The sequence below is a fragment of the Collinsella sp. AF04-24 genome (assembly GCF_003465685.1).
Classification (GTDB): domain Bacteria; phylum Actinomycetota; class Coriobacteriia; order Coriobacteriales; family Coriobacteriaceae; genus Collinsella; species Collinsella aerofaciens_AP.
This window is the reverse complement of record NZ_QSBK01000001.1, coordinates 154,231-170,030: the sequence shown is the minus strand read 5'-3', so window position 1 is coordinate 170,030 and position 15,800 is coordinate 154,231. Positions and strand designations below refer to the sequence as shown.

Genomic DNA, 15,800 nt, shown 5'->3' with positions numbered 1-15,800 from the left:
CAAAAGATGTGGCGAAGGCTTTGGCGGCTGCCTTACATCTATTTCAGCTCATCGATATCGATATGTTCGATGCTCTTGAGCGGCTGACCAAAGATAAAGCTGCCCGCCACCGCAAACTCGGCAATGTTATCGGCCGTCGTGGCAAAACGATGCTGCGGCTCGGCGGCGTCGCCCGCCAGCTGCTCGCGGCGCGTGAGGATATCGGTCAGCTCGCGCGTGGTCTCCTCGGCGGAACTTACGACGCGCACCCCAGGCCCCAGCGCATGCCGGATAGGTCCCACCAACAGCGGAAAATGCGTACAGCCGAGCACCACGGTATCGATACCGTGGTCGCGCAGCGGCTCAACCGTGGCACCCACCAGCGCACGCACGGCAGGCGTATCGAAGATGTCCTCGTTCTCGAGCCACTGTTCCTGCAGATGTGCACCCGAGGCGAGCTCGTGTTCGACAACCTCGACAAAGCTCGAGGCAGGACAACCGTATACATCGACGCCGGCATCTAGATCCTGAATGGCGCGCGTGTAGGCGCCCGAGCGAATGGTGAGGTTGGTGGCGAGCACGCCCACGCGACGCGAACGGGTGCTGTTGATTGCCGCACGGGCACCCGGCGCGATCACGCCGATCACGGGAACGTCGAGCACCTGCTGGGCCAGACGCAAGGCCGCAGCTGTCGCCGTGTTGCAGGCGATGACCATAATCTTGACGTCGTGCTTCGACAGCCAACGGCCCGCCTGCAACGCAAACGAGCGCACCTCATCCTCGGTGCGCGTGCCGTAGGGGCAGCGTTTGGTGTCGCCGAAGTAGTAGACGGACTCGTGCGGCAGCACCGTCGCGATGGCGCGCGCAACCGTCAGACCGCCCAAACCAGAATCGAACACGCCAATCGGGCGCGTGTCGCCTGTCGGATTCTCGATATCGGACATTACCTCACCAGTCTCTCTCGAAAAGACATGTCCAAGTGCGGCGACGCCGCGCTACGAACACGCCGCGACCAGCAGCTCTGCCGTCGCCGCCCAACCGTCGACAATTTTGCCGCGCGTAACGAAAGCGTTCTCGCAAGCAGCCAGGAACTCGGGCGCGCCGGCGCTCGTCAGGCCATTCTCGACCAGGCAGAACGTGCCCACGTGATCGGCCATGTAGAAGTCGGACTCGGAATCGCCGAGCGCGAGCGTCTCCTCGCGCTCAATCCCCAGGTGCTCGCAGAAGCGCGCGATGGCAACGCCCTTGTTGAGGCCGGCGGGATTGATGTTAAACGCGCGACCGTCCTCGACGCGATCGAGCTCGAGCGTCGTCGGCTTGGACAGATGCGTCAGGTGACCGTTACAGGCCCACACCAGGCCGCAGCCGGCCTCGTCCAGGATGGCCTGGACCTCATTGTCGGGCACATCGCCGCGCATGCCGACGGTGACCTCGCGGTACTTGTAGCCGGTCGACATGTCGTTGTGATACTCGATCTTGTGCGGCCAGCGGGCAAGAATCTTCTCGCACACGCCGGTCTGCTCGATCACCTGGTGCGGAGTAAGGCCGCAGGCGGGGTCGTAAGGCATGTCGCCAGTCAGATACTCCCAATCGTTGGCTTTGAGGTCGTACATGACCAGGCCGCCCATCTCACCGATGTAGGAGTTGAGGCCGAGCACGCGCGCATCCTCGTGGATCATGGTACGGTTGCGGCCCGAGGTGGGAACCACCTGAATACCAGCGCGGGCAAGTGCCACGACGGCCTCGACGAGTTTGGTCGAGGGGTTACCGTCGTTGTCGCGCAGCACGCACGAGCCGGGCGCGAGCATCGTGGCATCCAGGTCGGTAAAGACGTACTTGACCTTGGCCAAGCGCTCGCGCATCTCGCCCGAAAGCTCGGCAACGGTCGGCAGGGTGTTGTGGGACATGGTTACTCCGTTTACGTAGAAGGGTTTGGACTTGGACGGCATGTTTTGATTGAGGGAACACGCTTATGGCGACAGCGCACTCAGGGCGCCGCCGCCATCATGGTTCATTAGTCAAACTGGGTAACATCGATCAGGCGATTGGCCAGCGAAAGGTCGCTCTCGATGGGCACGAACTCGTCGCCCACGTGCATGAGCTCCTCGTCACCCTTTGCCAGCAGCAAGACAATGGTGGGAGCATCGGGGTTGACGTACTCCTCGCGCGCCGCCTTGAACGCCGCATGCACAGCGGCTTCGCGGTCGAGGATGATCTTGTTCGGCGTATCGTCGGGAACATGCTCGGCAAGCTCGCGACAGACCTTCATCGGGTCCTCGTGAGCCGGGTCCTCGTTGGCAAAGATCATCAGGTCGGAATATGGTGCGGCCTCGCGCGGAAGCTGCTCGCGGCGCTCCTGCGCCTTGCCGCCGGCAGCGCCAAACACTGCAATGACTGGACTAGCGGGAAACGCGCGCTTGACCGACGAGAAAAGCGAACGGAACGAAAGCTGGTTGTGCGCATAGTCAACGACGCAGATCACGCGGCCGTCCTTCGACTCCACGACCTCCATACGGCCCGGCACACGCAGTTTGGAGAGGCCCTTCTTGATAGCCTCGATACCGATGCCGATCTCGCGCGCAGCGGCGATAGCGACCAGCGCGTTTTCCACGTTAAAGTCGCCCGCGATGCCCAGCAGGACCTTCTCCCCCGCCTCGGACTCGTCGGCACACAGGCCATGCAGGTTAAACTCGATGTTAAAGCCGACCATGCGCACATCGCTCGCCCACAGGCTTGCCTCGGGATGCTCGACGCCAACGGTCACCAAGCGCTCGGCCGTCGACGCTGCCTCCAACACACGGTCAACCTCTTCGGTGCCCAGATTCACCACGGCGGTCTTTGCCTGGTCAAAGATCCTGAGTTTGCTCTCAAAATAATCCTCAAACGTGGGGTGTTCGATCGGTGAGATGTGGTCACGGCCGATGTTGAGGAAGCACGCCACGTCAAACGGCAGATTCTCGACGCGTTGGTACTTGAGCGCCTGGCTCGAGACCTCCATGACCATGGACTGGCGACCTGACGTGCGGCAGTTGGCGATATGGCGCCAGACCTCTGGGGCCTCGGGCGTAGTATTGGTGCTCTCGTAGCACTCGATGCCATCGTCGGTACTCACCGAGCCGATCATGCCGCAGGACTCGCCCGCCGCTTTGATGATGGACTGGAGCATAAAAGCGGTCGTGGTCTTTCCCTTGGTACCGGTGATACCCACGATCTTGACGTCGTGGTCGGGACGGTCGTAGACCTCCGGCGGCAACAGGGCCATGGCCGTGCGAACGCTATCAACAACCAGCATCGCAGCACCGCTCTCCTGCGCCAGCGGCTCCAGAGACTCGACCAGCGACTCCTCGCACACAAATGCGACGGCGCCCGCATCGAGCGCCATGCTCAAAAACGCGGGCTTAAAGGCAGTGCCTTTGCAAAAGAACACGTCACCCGCCGAGACCGTACGCGAATCAAACGAGCAGCCGGTCACGGCACGCTCGTCAACCTGCTCTGACGCGCGCAGCTCGCCGCACACATCGAGAAGCTTGGCAAGCGTATCGACCGTGGTCACGGTCGCGGAATCCGAATGGTGCATCTTTCACCTTTCTCAGCCATTTGGCAGGGACGGTTTTTATAGTAACTGAAACGCACCACGCAAAAACGGCTCCCGGAGGAGCCGTTACGCGCAGGCGTTCGTAAGCCGAGGCTAGGCAGCCTGAACAGCGGGCTGGTCCTCGTCGATAAAGAAGCGCTTGTACCACACCAGGAACACGAGCGGCGTATAGATCTTGCGCTGGAAATCGCCCTTGCCCGCAAAGTGCAGATCGAGCAGGTGCATGAGCTCGTCGGTATCGAAGAACTCGCTTGCCCACGGCGCGGTGAAGTACTCCTTGACATAGTCGTACCACTTTTGCTCGCGCAGCCAGTAGACAATCGGCACCGGGAAGCCCACCTTGGGACGGGTGGCCCACTCATCGGGCAGCGACTTGTTGGCAGCGTGGCGGAGTACCTGTTTGTTGCCGTTCTCGTTGATGCGGTAGCGATCGGGAATGTGCTCGGCGAACTCCATGACTTTGCGGTCCAGGAAGGGCACGCGCAGCTCCAGCGAGTGCGCCATGCACATCTTGTCGGCCTTGAGCAGAATGTCGCCCGGGAGCCACATGTTCATATCCAGGTACTGCTTCTTGACCAACTCGGGCTGACCCTTCACGCGCGCATAGATGGGGGCGGCAAGCTCGAAGGCGCCATCGCCGGTGTTGTACTCGGGCTTGAGCACGCCGTCGACCTCGCGCTCCGGCCATACCAGAGCCTGTCCCAGGAACGACTTCTCGGGGATCTCGGCACCCTTGACCAGGAAGTTATGTCCCTTGAAGTACGGCATATGCAACGCCAGGTTACCGAGCGCGCGACGGATGGGCAGCGGCGCCATCTTTTTGTACTTGCGCACCGGAACCGTGTCCTCGTAGTAGGCGTAGCCGCCAAAGAGCTCGTCGGCGCCTTCGCCCGAAAGCACGACGGTGACGTCCTTGCGCGCCATCTCGGCCAAGAACCACAACGGCACGGAAGACAGGTTGGACTGCGGCTCGTCCATGTGATACTGGATGTCCTCGAGCGCACCGAAGAACTCGTCGGCGGTAATCATCTTGCGAACGTTTTCGACGCCGAGCTTATCGGAAAGCTCCTTGGCGTAGTTAGTCTCGTTGAAATTCTTGTAATCGAAGCCCACCGAGAAGGTCTTGTCGGGCATGAGGCAAGCGGCGATGTAGCTGGAGTCGACGCCGCCGGAGAGGAACGACGCGACCTTGACGTCGGCGATGCGATGGGCCTCGACGCTCTCGTGCACGACCTCGTCCAGCTCGTCGACGTACTCCTCGAACGGCTTCTCGACGGCAGAGTAATCGCAATCCCAGTAGCGCTCGATGTTCATCTTGCCGGTCGGGATGTCTACGGTAAAGTAATGCGCCGGCGGCAGCTTGTAGACACCCTCGAAGAAGGTCTCCTCTGTTGCCGAATACTGCAGCGTCATGTACGGACGCAGAGCCTTTTTGTTGACCGCCTTGTGGAAGTGCGGGTAGTCCAGGAAGCTCTTGATCTCGGAACCAAAAAGCACGCCCGGAGCGCCGTCGCCCGCATCGGCCATGGGATAGTAGTAGAGCGGCTTGATGCCAAAGATATCGCGGGCGCCAAAAAGTTTGTTCTTCTTCTTGTCCCAGATGACGAAGGCGTACATACCGCGCAAGCGATCGAGTACCGCCTCGCCCCACTCCTCGTAGCCGTGCAGGAGGCTCTCGGTGTCGGCGCCGCAGTGGAACTGGTAGCCCTTGGCCTCGAGCTCGGAGCGAAGCTCCTGGAAGTTGTAGATCTCGCCGTTGAAGACGATAACGACGCTGCCGTCCTCATTGGCCATGGGCTGAGCGCCGGCCTCGGTCAGGTCGAGGATCGACAAGCGGCGGAAGCCGAGGGCAACGCGGCCGTCGATAAACTGACCGCCCATGTCGGGACCGCGATGGACGATGCGGTCCATCATCTTGGTGAGCACCTCGGATTGGTTATCCGTCCCACCGACAAAACCGACAAAACCGCACATATACTATCCCCTCTGCTGTTGCTGGGCATCAAACCGAATCAGTAGCTTTTGAGTATACCCGAGGGCGTAAAGAGGGGCGGAATGTTCAGGCAATCTCAACTGAATCAGCTCCGCTGTGACACGCGACGGTTACCTTTAATGGATATGAGATGAATGAGGCGATTGTTTTGCTATACTCTCTCCGCACGGGCGATTGGCGCAACGGTTAGCGCAGGTGCTTTACACGCACAAGGCTGGGGGTTCGAATCCCTCATCGCCCACCATTGAATTGGAAACGGTCCTCGCAAGGGGACCGTTTTTGTTTGGGCCCAGCGCATGGGATTCGAACCCGACAGGGTGCGAAGCTGAGGAAACGCGAAGCGTTTTCCAGCGCAGCACGCGAGGGCCGTAGGCCCGAAGCGAGAGCGGACGGCGTCAGCCGCACGCGGACATCCCTCATCGCCCACCACTGATTTGATAGGCCTCCAGCTATGGAGGCCTTTCTTTTTAGGGCCCATTACTGAGGGATTCGAACCCACCAGCACGTCTGTCACAAAGGCCGTGGCCAGAAAATGGCAAAAATGAGTACTGCTACCTTGCTTACAACATATCAGAAGATAATATTTGCTTAAGTTACGCAACATATGTCCATTATAAGGACTAGCAATTGGATCAAAATCGTACATTCATCGCCATTTCGACTAGCTATCTGGCCTTATTAGTCCAAAATTGCTGTTACCAAATCGGTAACAGTACTCATATTTGATGTTTTTTGACCAGCAGGTCTCCCCGCCTTAGCAAATCTAAGGCAAAACGGGCTCCAGACCGCCGAATCGTGCCGCATATGGCACATCCGCAGTCCGGAACCCGGTCCAAATTGAGTTATTGCGCCGCGTTAGCCCAAGACACCCGCCAGGATCTCGATTAGGCTGTCCACGTCGGCCTCTTCGCACACGAGCGGCGGCAGGAAACGCAGCGTATGAGCACCCGTAGCGTTAGTCACGGCACCGGCGGCCAGCGCGCGGGCAACAATATCATGCGCGTCGCCCGCGGCATCATCCAGATCACAGCCGAGCATCAAGCCGCGGCCACGCACCTCGGTCACGTGCGGCAGCTTGGCGAGCTTTGCCTCCATATAGGCTCCTACCTTGGCAACATGGTCGGCATAATCGCCGTGCACGAGCGCGGAGAGCGTCGCGGCGCACGCCGCGATGGCCAAGCAGCTACCGCCAAAAGTCGAACCGTGGTCGCCCGGCTTAAACACGTCGGCAATCTCCTTCTTTGCTACGACGGCACCCATGGGCACGCCATCAGCAATGCCCTTGGCAAGGCTCATGATGTCGGGTTCCACGCCATAGGTTTGGAATGCAAACGGCTTGCCGGAGCGGAAGATGCCGCACTGGACCTCGTCGGCTATAAGCACGGCGCCCACTTCGTGTGCCAGGTCGCGCGCTGCCGCCATAAACTCCTCGGTCATGGGGTGCACGCCACTCTCACCCTGGATCGGCTCGAGCATCACGGCACATATTTCGCTCCCCAGCTGCTTAAAGATCGCACGCAGTTCATTGATATCGTTGGGCGTGCAGGCCACAAAGCCACCCGGCAGCGGGCGGAAACTATCCTGCAGCCAATCCTGCATAGTGGCGGCAATGGTCTCGAGCGTACGGCCGTGGAAGCCGCCGCGCATGCACACGATGGTGTTGCCGCCGTTACCGGCACGCTTGGCGTACAGGCGCGCGAGCTTCATCGAGCCCTCGTTGGCCTCGGCGCCGGAGTTGGCAAAGAAGGTCTCCCAAACCTGCTCATCCGCAGCCGGGGCACCAAGAGCAGCTGCCGTGGTCTCATCGCCGGCGACAATGGCATCGGCAAGCACGCGCGCACCATCTACGTCGTCGTTAGCAAGCTTGGACAGCAGCGCCGCGACCTGTCCACGCTGCTCGATGTAGAAGTAATTGGAGACATGCATGAGCTTTTTGGTCTGTGCCTCGAGCGCCGAGAGCACAGCCGGGTCGCCATGACCTAGGCTGCACACGCCGATGCCGGCAAGAAAGTCGAGGTACTCACGACCATCGTCGCCGGTGAGCTTCATGCCGTGACCCTCGACAAACTCGACCGGAGAGCGGCCAAAGGTATGCATAACGTAATGGGATTCAAGCGATTGCTGAGCTGCAAGTGACATGGGATGCCTTTCGTTGAGCGCCGGACGGCGCAGGCCTATGGGTGCAGAAATGGGGCGGCTGAGGGTCAGTTAGACCGTCTGAAGCTTCTCGACCTCGTCGAGGTTCTCGGTCAGACGCGCAGCAAACGTCGAAAGCGGATGCGGATGCGTATCGAACTCGTAAGCCGTCTCGGTGGAATGGATCACGGTGCCGACGCCGGCATCGGTCAGCAGCTCCAGCAGCAGCGAATGCGGCGTGGTGCCGTTGATGATGTGAGCGCGAAATACGCCGCCGGCAAGCGCATCGACGGCCGCGTGCAGCTTGGGAATCATGCCCTTATCGACCTCGCCGCCGTAGAGCATTTCGTTAACCTCGTCGAGTGTTAGGTTGGAGATGAGTGAGTCTTTATCGCTAAAGTCCTTGTACAGGCCGTCGACGTCGGTCAAAAAGATCGCCTTGTGCGCGTGGAGCGCTGCCGCAACGGCACCGGCGGCGGTATCGGCGTTGATGTTGAAGAAACCACCGTCCTCCCCCGCCGCGACGGTAGCGATGACGGGGATGTACTCGCTATCGAGTAAGCGCTCGATATAGTCGGTGTTGACGTGCGTCACTTTGCCCACGCGACCGAGCTCGGGGTCGAGCGGCTCGGCGATGAGCGTGCCGGCATCGCTGCCCGACACGCCCACGGCCAGGTTGCCGTGGTGGTTGATGGCAGCAACCAGCTCCTGGTTAACCTTGCCGCCCAGCACCTCGCGCACGATATCCATCGTCGCCGGCGTGGTCACGCGCTGGCCGTTCTTAAACTCGACGGGAATATCGTAATGGCTCAGCGCCTCGTTAATAGCCTTGCCGCCGCCGTGCACGATGACGGGGCGCATACCGATGATCTTGAGCAAAACGATGTCGCTCATCACGTCGCGGCGCAGCTGCTCATCAACCATGGCGGCTCCGCCATATTTGATAACACCCGTCTTGCCGGTCAGGTTCTTAATCCACGGCAGCGCTTCGAACAGCAGCTGCGCGGTTGCTTCGTTGGATTCGCTCGAACGACAATCGCGTGCGAATTTCATAATCTGCCTCGTCTTTCATATCGTTATCGCGCCGTGCTCCGCTGTCCGCAATCGCGGCAAGATGCGCAGCGTGCCCGGAATCTAGGAACGGTAGTCGCCGTTGATGGAGATGTACTCATGCGTGAGGTCGCAGGTCCACACGGTCGTTGCCGCGTCGCCTGCGCCCAGGTCGGCCGAGATCACGATCTCGGGCGCCTCGAAACGTCGTAGAGCCTCGTCCTCGTCAAAGGGAACAGTCAGACCGTCGCGACAGACAGGCATGCCCATCATGTCGATGGAAACGTCTTCCTGATTAAACTTCACGCCGCACTTGCCAAGCGCCATAGCAACGCGGCCCCAGTTGCAGTCGTGGCCGGCGATGCAGGTCTTAACGAGCGGCGAGTTGGCAACGGCACGGGCGGCGATATCGGCCTCCTCGTCGTTCACGGCGCCGGTAACGTTGACTGTAACAAGCTTGGATGCGCCCTCACCATCGGCGGCAATATTGCGCGCCAGGCTCTCGCACACCTCGTGCACGGCAAATGCCAACTCGTCAAAAGCATCGGAGCCCTCGACGATAGGCTCGGCATCTGCGGCAGCGGCACCGGAGGCAAGCATGATGCAGGTGTCGTTGGTCGAGGTGTCGGAATCGACCGTTACCTTGTTAAAGGTCTGCTTGACGGTCGAGAGCAGCAGGGCATGAAGTGCCGCAGGCTCGACGGGAGCATCGGTGGTGATAACTGCGATCATGGTGGCCATGTTGGGCATGATCATACCCGAGCCCTTGCACATTCCGCCTACCGTATAGACATTGCCCGCATGACCCGCAGCCTCACTGACGTAGGACACGGCGTACTCCTTGGAGTGCGTGTCGGTCGTCATGATGGCGCGAGCGGCATCGGCGCCACCGTGGGCGGAGAGCGCCTCGTAGGCAGCAGGAATGGCGGTCTCAAACGTGTCGATCGGCAGAATCTGGCCAATTACACCCGTGGAGGCAACCAGAATCTGCTGAGGCTCGCAGCCGATGACCTGCGATGCGATGCTGCACGTCTCGCGCGCGCATGCAAGGCCGGTCTCACCCGTGGCGGCGTTGGCATTGCCAGAGTTGACCGAAATGCCGGCGATGATACCGTACCCCTTGTCGGTACCGCCCAGGTTGGCACGGCTCACCTGCACGGGCGCCGCGCAAAAGCGATTGGTGGTAAACACGCCAGCACCGGGACAGGGTTTATCGGGCACGACGAGCGCGTAATCCAGACGCTCGGGGTTCTTGCGGAACCCAGCGTGGATGCCTGCAGCCTTAAAACCAGCCGCAGCCGTAACGCCACCCTCGACGGCGCGAATCTTGATATCAAACAGCTCGGTATTCATCGTCTTTATGACTCCTTATGTCAAACAAAAAACGGACATCGGTTGGTGCGCCATGCCAGTCGTGATCATGAAACCAGCTTAAGAGTGGCGCCCCACTCGATGCCCGACTACCAAATCGTTAACAATCGAATGTGCTACACCGGGCACGCCACTGTGGGCAAGCCTCGTCGCTCGTCAAAGCCAAAGACGATATTGGTGCACTGGACCGCTTGGCCCGCAGCGCCCTTGCACAGATTGTCGATGGCGCCCGTCGCCACCAGCACGCCCGCGCGCTTGTTGAGCGCGAGGCCAATCTGGGCAGCGTTGGTGCCGACGACCGAAGCCGTCTTGGGCTGCTGGCCGGCATCGAGCACGCGCACAAAGGTGCGACCGGCGTAGAACTGCTTGTAATGGTCGACGACATCCTCAAGAGCCAGCGTGTCGAGAGCCTGCGGCGCGAGCGGCAGCGTCACCGTGGAGAGCAGACCGCGCTTGAGCGGTGCCAGGTGCGGGGTAAAGACGACGCGATCGGTCAGGCCAAGGATTTGCCCAATCTCGGGCGTGTGGCGATGCTTGCCCACGCCGTAGGCCTCCAAGTTCTCGTCGGCGCTGCAAAAATGGGTGCGGGCGTTGCAGGACTTACCGGCGCCCGTCACGCCGCTAATGGCATCGACAATCACGGGGCCGTTCTCGGCCACCCAGCCCGCGCGCACGGCGGGCGCGGCGGCAAGGCTCGTTGCGGTGGGATAGCAACCGGCGCAGGCGACCAGCACGGGCTTGCCGTCGGCATGGTCGGATGCGGCGGTCTCCAAGTCCTGGCAGAACAGCTCGGGCAGACCGAAGGCACGGGTCTTGAGCAGCTCGGGGCTCGTATGCTCGGCGGCATACCAAGCCTCAAAAACGGACGCGTCGTTCAGACGGTAGTCGGCCGAAAGATCAAAGCAGGAGACGCCCGATGCAAGCAGCGCGGGCACCTGTGCCATGGCAGCCGTGCGCGGCACGGCCAAAAAGACCGCGTCGCAGTTCTTGAGCTCAGGGGCATCATGCGTCGTAAAGACAAGATCGCTTACGCCGGTGAAGCTCGGGTACACCGCAGACAACGGCTGGCCGGCATCGGCGTTGGACGTAATGGCAGCAAGTTCAAACTCGGGATGACCGAGGACGAGGCGAATGAGCTCGGCTCCGGCATATCCAGCCGCGCCGACGATTCCAACCTTCAAAGACATATCAGACTCCTTGTCTGCGATTTATGCACCGATGCGCATTTCGCAGCAGTCGTTATGAAGTGAGTTGAAACTTTAGCACCAAAAGATGCATGAATACGTAAATGGCTTGCATATTCATGCATTGAAACATTCCCGACACATTCGCTTGAAGGAATTGACAAATGGAGCGGGCCCCGTATTGACCGGCGCTCCTAACGGCGCCGGGCAATACGGGGCCCGCCCATGCGAAAACCAAGTTGTTAGGATGAGCCAGCTGGCTAGAGCTCGACCGGCACCCATTCGTCGTGATTGCAGATAAAAGCCTCGGGATCCTCGACGCTAAAGAAGACGAGCGTGGGGTCGTTAGGCCCCTCATAGTGCTCGCCCAGGTGCTCTAGATGCTTCCACCCGGCTTCGCGCATTTCGCCTAAAGCCCGGTCATCCAAGCCGGCACGCCCGCGCAAGATGAGCCAGCCATGGCCCGGCCACCAACTCGTGGCCTCAAAGCGCTGGTTTTGCAGCAGCTCTTGCCACACATCTTTGGTGCGCGCTGTTACAAACCACAGCTTGCCATTCTGGATCTGCGCAAACGAAAACGGACGCACATGAGGCTGTCCGTCAACGCTCGTCGCCAAATACCATGCCGGCACCGACGTCAGATACTCCAACACCGTATTCAATCCGTCCATGTGTCCTCCTGGCGCTAGCTAATTCGGAACGGGTAGTTAATTTGAGACGCGCTAGAGCTCCAGGCGCTCCTCGCTGCCGTCGATATCACAGAAGCGCGCGGCAATGTTGCGGACCGAAAAGAAAGCAAGGCGGCCGTCGTTGGCACTCTCGTGTTCCTCGCCGATGCCCACCATGTGCTTAAAACCCGCTTGACGCACCTTGTCGCTCGCAACCGCGTCGTCCTCAAGTGCGGCCTCGCCGGTCAACACGATCCAACATTCCCCCGGCTTCCAGCCCGAGAGCTCAAACTTGGGATTCGCACTCAGCTCCGCCCACACATCCTTGTCGCGCGACGTGCAAAACCACAGCTTACCGTCATCGACCATGGCAAACGAAAACGGCCTCACGCGAGGCTGATGCCCGTCGGTCACATCGGTCGTGGCCAGATACCACGCCGGAATGCGCCTGAGATACGAACAGGCGCGCTCAAGCTGAGCCGTGCGGTCGTTGTCGGTCATAGGGACCCCTTTCTTGCGCTCGAATCGCGCCTAAACAAGTTGAAGGTTGACGACGATGACACACGCAAACAGCAGCATCGTCACAACCGCAGCCAGCGCATCCCCGCGGCGAAATGCAAGTGCATGCAGACGCGTGCGGCCCTGCTCGCCGTGATAGCAGCGTGCATCCATGGCGGCAGACAACGTCTCGGCATGACGGAACACGCCCGTGAACAGTGGAATCGCCACACTGCCGAGCATACGCACGCCGCCGAGCGGGCCACCCGTTACGCGTGCACCGCGGCTTGCCTGCGCGTCCGCCGTCTGCTTCATCTCGGTGGCAAACTGCGGCATAAAGCGCAACGCGATGCCCATGATCATGCCGAGCTCATGCGCAGGGAGCCCCACGCGCGCAAACGGTGCGAGCAGACGCTCAAAGCCCGCGGTGAGGTCGAGCGTAGGCGTGGTGAGCGTAATGGCGCTCATGCCGGCCATCATCAAGCTCAGGCGGCACGCCATAAAGGCGGCGGAATGCAGCGAGCCCTCGCTTATCTGCAAAAAGCCAAGCTGCCACAGAATGCGCCCGCTCTGGTCGGAAAACAGGTTGAGCACTGCGACCACCACGACAATCGCCAGCAATGGTGCCATCGATGATAGGACCCGGCGCAACGGCACCCGGGACACGGTATAGATCAGGACAACGAAGATTGCGACCGGGGCCAGTCCGCGGAAGCTGCTGACCGTGAGCGTCGTGATCAGAAACACAAAGCCCAAGAGCAACTTAGTTCGCGGGTCCAGGCGGTGGATCGCACTATCGCCGGGATAGTAGCTGCCAAACGAAAACGCCTCCATTAGCAGCCCTCCTCTCGCGCGACCGTCTTGGATTTAGCAATGTCCGCGACGTTAGAAGGACCGTCTGAGCGACCGATCAGCAAATCTGCCAGCTCGTCGGCCAGCGACTCAACCGTATAGAGCCCGCCGCAACGCAGCGGCACGCCCGCCTCCGCGAGCGCCAACGCCATGCGCTGAGCAGCAGGTACGCCCAAGCCGATCGACTTGAGCTCATCGGCATGTGCAAACACCTGCGCGGGGGTTCCCTCGGCAAACACCGCACCTTCGTTCATCACGACGATGCGGTCGCAGCAGTTGGCCAGGTCATCCATACTATGCGAAACCATGACAACGGTCAGGCCATCGCGGTGAAGTCGATCGATAAGCTCAAGGAAATCCCTGCGCGCCGCCGGATCGAGCCCCGCCATGGGCTCATCGAGTACTAGGACCTCGGGCTCCATGGCAAGCACGCCGGCAAAGGCCACGCGACGCTGCTGACCGCCCGAAAGCTCGAAGGGACTCTTGTCGCCGACCGTGGAAAGGTCGAGGCCCACGCGCGAGAGCGACGACTCGACGCGACGGTCGACTTCATCTTGCGGCAAGCCAAGGTTGTGCGGACCAAACGCCACGTCCCGCGCCACGGTTTCGGCAAACAGCTGACGCTCAGGATATTGAAACACCACGCCGACCTTGGCCTTAACCGCGGCGGCGTCTTTCTTGTTTGACAGATCGAGCCCCAGCGCGCGAACGGATCCCTCCTGGGGGCGAATCAAACCGTTGAGATGCTGGACCAGCGTCGACTTACCCGAGCCGGTATGACCTGCCAGCCCCAGAAACTCCCCGCGATGCACCGTCAGCGAAACATCGCGTAGCGCCCAGGGGCTGTTTGGATCGTTGCCCCAAAGAGCCTGTTTGCTCGATGCGTCCGCAGTGGCCGAGCGCTTGTGCCAGCGGCGACGCTCGCGAGCGCTCAGCGAGTAACTATACGAGAGGTGGGAAATCTCGATAACGGGCTCCGAAACATTTGTCTCGTCGGTCTCGGAGGAGGCATTGTCGGGCACGCGAGCATCGGGCACGGAAGGCCGCTCCGTGGCGCCCGCCACATTTCGCTCAACATAAGCCTGCGCAATCTCGGCGACCATATCCGCCTCGCGCACCTGTGCACAAACGGGCACGCCCCTCGCAGATAGTGCCCTGCCCAGACAGCACGACGCCGGCATATCCAGGTTGAGCTGCGCGAGTTCGTCCGCCCGCGTCAAGATTTCCTCGGGCGTGCCCAACACGGCAACGCGCCCCGCCCGAAATACCGCGACACGATCGGCCTCGGAGGCCTCTTCCATAAAGTGCGTAATCATCACGATGGTCATGCCGCGTTCGTGCAGCACGTGACAGGCCTTCATAAGGCCCTTGCGCCCGCGCGGATCGAGCATCGAGGACGCCTCGTCCAAAATGAGCACGCGCGGTTCCATGGCGAGCACACCGGCAAGCGCCACACGCTGCTTTTGACCGCCCGAAAGCGCATGGGTCTCGTGGCGCTCAAAGCCCACCAGGCCCACGCCCTTCAGCGCCTCGCGTACGCGCTGCGCAATTTGCGCCGATGGCACGCCAAGGTTTTCGGGACCGAACGCAACGTCATCTTCGACAAGCGTTGCCACCAGCTGGTCGTCGGGATTCTGGAACACCATGCCTGCGGTCGAACGAATGTCGTAGACCAGCTCGGGATCGGACGCATCCATACCGTTGATACGTACCGTGCCCGCATCGGGCTGCAGCAGCGCATTCAGATGCTTGGCAAACGTCGACTTGCCCGATCCATTGCCACCGAGGATGCAGAAAAACTCCCCGTCCTCGATGTTCAGATCGACACCGTCGAGTGCCGACACGGCACCGTCATAGCTAAAGGAAACGCCCCGACACTCAATCATGCGCGGCCTTTGACCTGGTCCTTTTTAGGCGTGATGAGGTTGGAGACTGCTTTATACACCGCTAGCGTCAACACCGAGTTAAGCACGGTCTTGATAAGGTTGAACGGCAGCACGGCAGGAATCATAAGCGGGGCGATCACATCGACCGAGCCATACCAGAACCATACGCCAATGGTAAGGTTTGCGACCATAGACAACGCCGTAGCGGCAATGACACCGAACACTAGGCCAATCACGGCACCCTTATAGGTATGCATCTTCTGGTACACGATAGCCGCGGGCAGAATGTAGCCCAGCGTAGCAACCAGGTTCATAAGTGCGCCGACCCAATCGCCCGTGGTAAGCGCATGGATAACAATCGCCATAGCGGCAACAGCAGTACCGGCGCCAGGACCATACGCAAAACCGCACACCATCGCCGGCACCAGCGACGGGTCATACGTCAAAAACGGCGCCGAAGGAAGGATAGGCAGCTGCACGTACATAAACAGGGCGCCCAAGGCACACATCAGCGCCATGGTAACGAGCTGTTTGGTGCTCCACCTATTCGTGTTCTCAAAATGGATATGCTGCGACTGTTCAGACATA

Annotated in this window: 13 protein-coding genes and 1 tRNA gene; 1 reads left to right on the top strand and 13 read right to left on the bottom strand. The window is 60.5% G+C overall.

The annotated features are described in order from the left end of the window. Positions 1–38: 38 nt before the first annotated feature. The 4 genes from murI to asnB all read right to left on the bottom strand — a co-directional run bounded on the left by murI (position 39) and on the right by asnB (position 5,548). Complete coding sequence (gene murI / locus DWV32_RS00745) at positions 39–923, bottom strand: glutamate racemase (RefSeq protein WP_117641054.1); 885 nt, start codon at positions 921–923, stop codon at positions 39–41. Between the two features lie 51 nt (positions 924–974). After that, positions 975–1,886 carry an HAD family hydrolase gene (locus tag DWV32_RS00740; RefSeq protein ID WP_117756892.1) on the bottom strand — a complete coding sequence of 304 codons (912 nt, stop codon included), beginning with the start codon at positions 1,884–1,886 and terminating at the stop codon, positions 975–977. A gap of 107 nt (positions 1,887–1,993) precedes the next feature. Beyond that, positions 1,994–3,556, bottom strand: a complete 1,563-nt coding sequence (locus DWV32_RS00735; RefSeq protein WP_117756891.1) for a Mur ligase family protein — start codon at positions 3,554–3,556, stop codon at positions 1,994–1,996. 111 nt (positions 3,557–3,667) lie between these two features. Continuing rightward, entirely contained in the window at positions 3,668–5,548 is a 1,881-nt protein-coding gene (gene asnB, locus DWV32_RS00730) for an asparagine synthase (glutamine-hydrolyzing) (RefSeq protein WP_117756890.1), read from the bottom strand. A 187-nt stretch (positions 5,549–5,735) separates the two neighbouring features. Here asnB and DWV32_RS00725 point away from each other — a divergent pair. Beyond that, positions 5,736–5,811, top strand: a tRNA-Val gene (locus DWV32_RS00725). A 611-nt stretch (positions 5,812–6,422) separates the two neighbouring features. Here the strand turns inward: DWV32_RS00725 and DWV32_RS00720 are convergent. The 9 genes from DWV32_RS00720 to DWV32_RS00680 all read right to left on the bottom strand — a co-directional run bounded on the left by DWV32_RS00720 (position 6,423) and on the right by DWV32_RS00680 (position 15,799). Further along, positions 6,423–7,706 carry an aspartate aminotransferase family protein gene (locus tag DWV32_RS00720; RefSeq protein ID WP_117756889.1) on the bottom strand — a complete coding sequence of 428 codons (1,284 nt, stop codon included), beginning with the start codon at positions 7,704–7,706 and terminating at the stop codon, positions 6,423–6,425. A 69-nt stretch (positions 7,707–7,775) separates the two neighbouring features. Further along, positions 7,776–8,756, bottom strand: a complete 981-nt coding sequence (gene argB, locus DWV32_RS00715) for an acetylglutamate kinase (RefSeq protein ID WP_117756888.1) — start codon at positions 8,754–8,756, stop codon at positions 7,776–7,778. Positions 8,757–8,837: 81 nt separating this feature from the next. After that, positions 8,838–10,106: a bifunctional glutamate N-acetyltransferase/amino-acid acetyltransferase ArgJ gene (gene argJ / locus DWV32_RS00710; RefSeq protein ID WP_187361796.1), complete on the bottom strand. Its 1,269-nt coding sequence runs from the start codon at positions 10,104–10,106 to the stop codon at positions 8,838–8,840. A gap of 134 nt (positions 10,107–10,240) precedes the next feature. Beyond that, positions 10,241–11,311: an N-acetyl-gamma-glutamyl-phosphate reductase gene (gene argC, locus DWV32_RS00705; RefSeq protein WP_117756886.1), complete on the bottom strand. Its 1,071-nt coding sequence runs from the start codon at positions 11,309–11,311 to the stop codon at positions 10,241–10,243. 257 nt (positions 11,312–11,568) lie between these two features. Beyond that, positions 11,569–11,979 carry a pyridoxamine 5'-phosphate oxidase family protein gene (locus tag DWV32_RS00700; protein WP_117756885.1) on the bottom strand — a complete coding sequence of 137 codons (411 nt, stop codon included), beginning with the start codon at positions 11,977–11,979 and terminating at the stop codon, positions 11,569–11,571. A 51-nt stretch (positions 11,980–12,030) separates the two neighbouring features. Then, the gene (locus tag DWV32_RS00695; RefSeq protein ID WP_117563813.1) at positions 12,031–12,477 is read right to left on the bottom strand and encodes a pyridoxamine 5'-phosphate oxidase family protein; all 447 of its coding nucleotides are present in this window, start codon (positions 12,475–12,477) and stop codon (positions 12,031–12,033) included. Positions 12,478–12,507: 30 nt separating this feature from the next. Beyond that, a complete protein-coding gene (locus DWV32_RS00690) occupies positions 12,508–13,308 on the bottom strand; it encodes an energy-coupling factor transporter transmembrane protein EcfT (RefSeq protein ID WP_055252301.1) in 801 nt (266 codons plus the stop codon). Further along, a complete protein-coding gene (locus DWV32_RS00685; RefSeq protein ID WP_117756884.1) occupies positions 13,308–15,212 on the bottom strand; it encodes an energy-coupling factor transporter ATPase in 1,905 nt (634 codons plus the stop codon). The genes DWV32_RS00690 and DWV32_RS00685 overlap by 1 nt, the downstream gene beginning before the upstream one ends. Beyond that, positions 15,209–15,799 (bottom strand): ECF transporter S component, encoded by a 591-nt coding sequence (locus tag DWV32_RS00680; RefSeq protein ID WP_117563816.1) that lies wholly within the window; start codon positions 15,797–15,799, stop codon positions 15,209–15,211. The genes DWV32_RS00685 and DWV32_RS00680 overlap by 4 nt, the downstream gene beginning before the upstream one ends. Position 15,800: the final 1 nt, after the last annotated feature.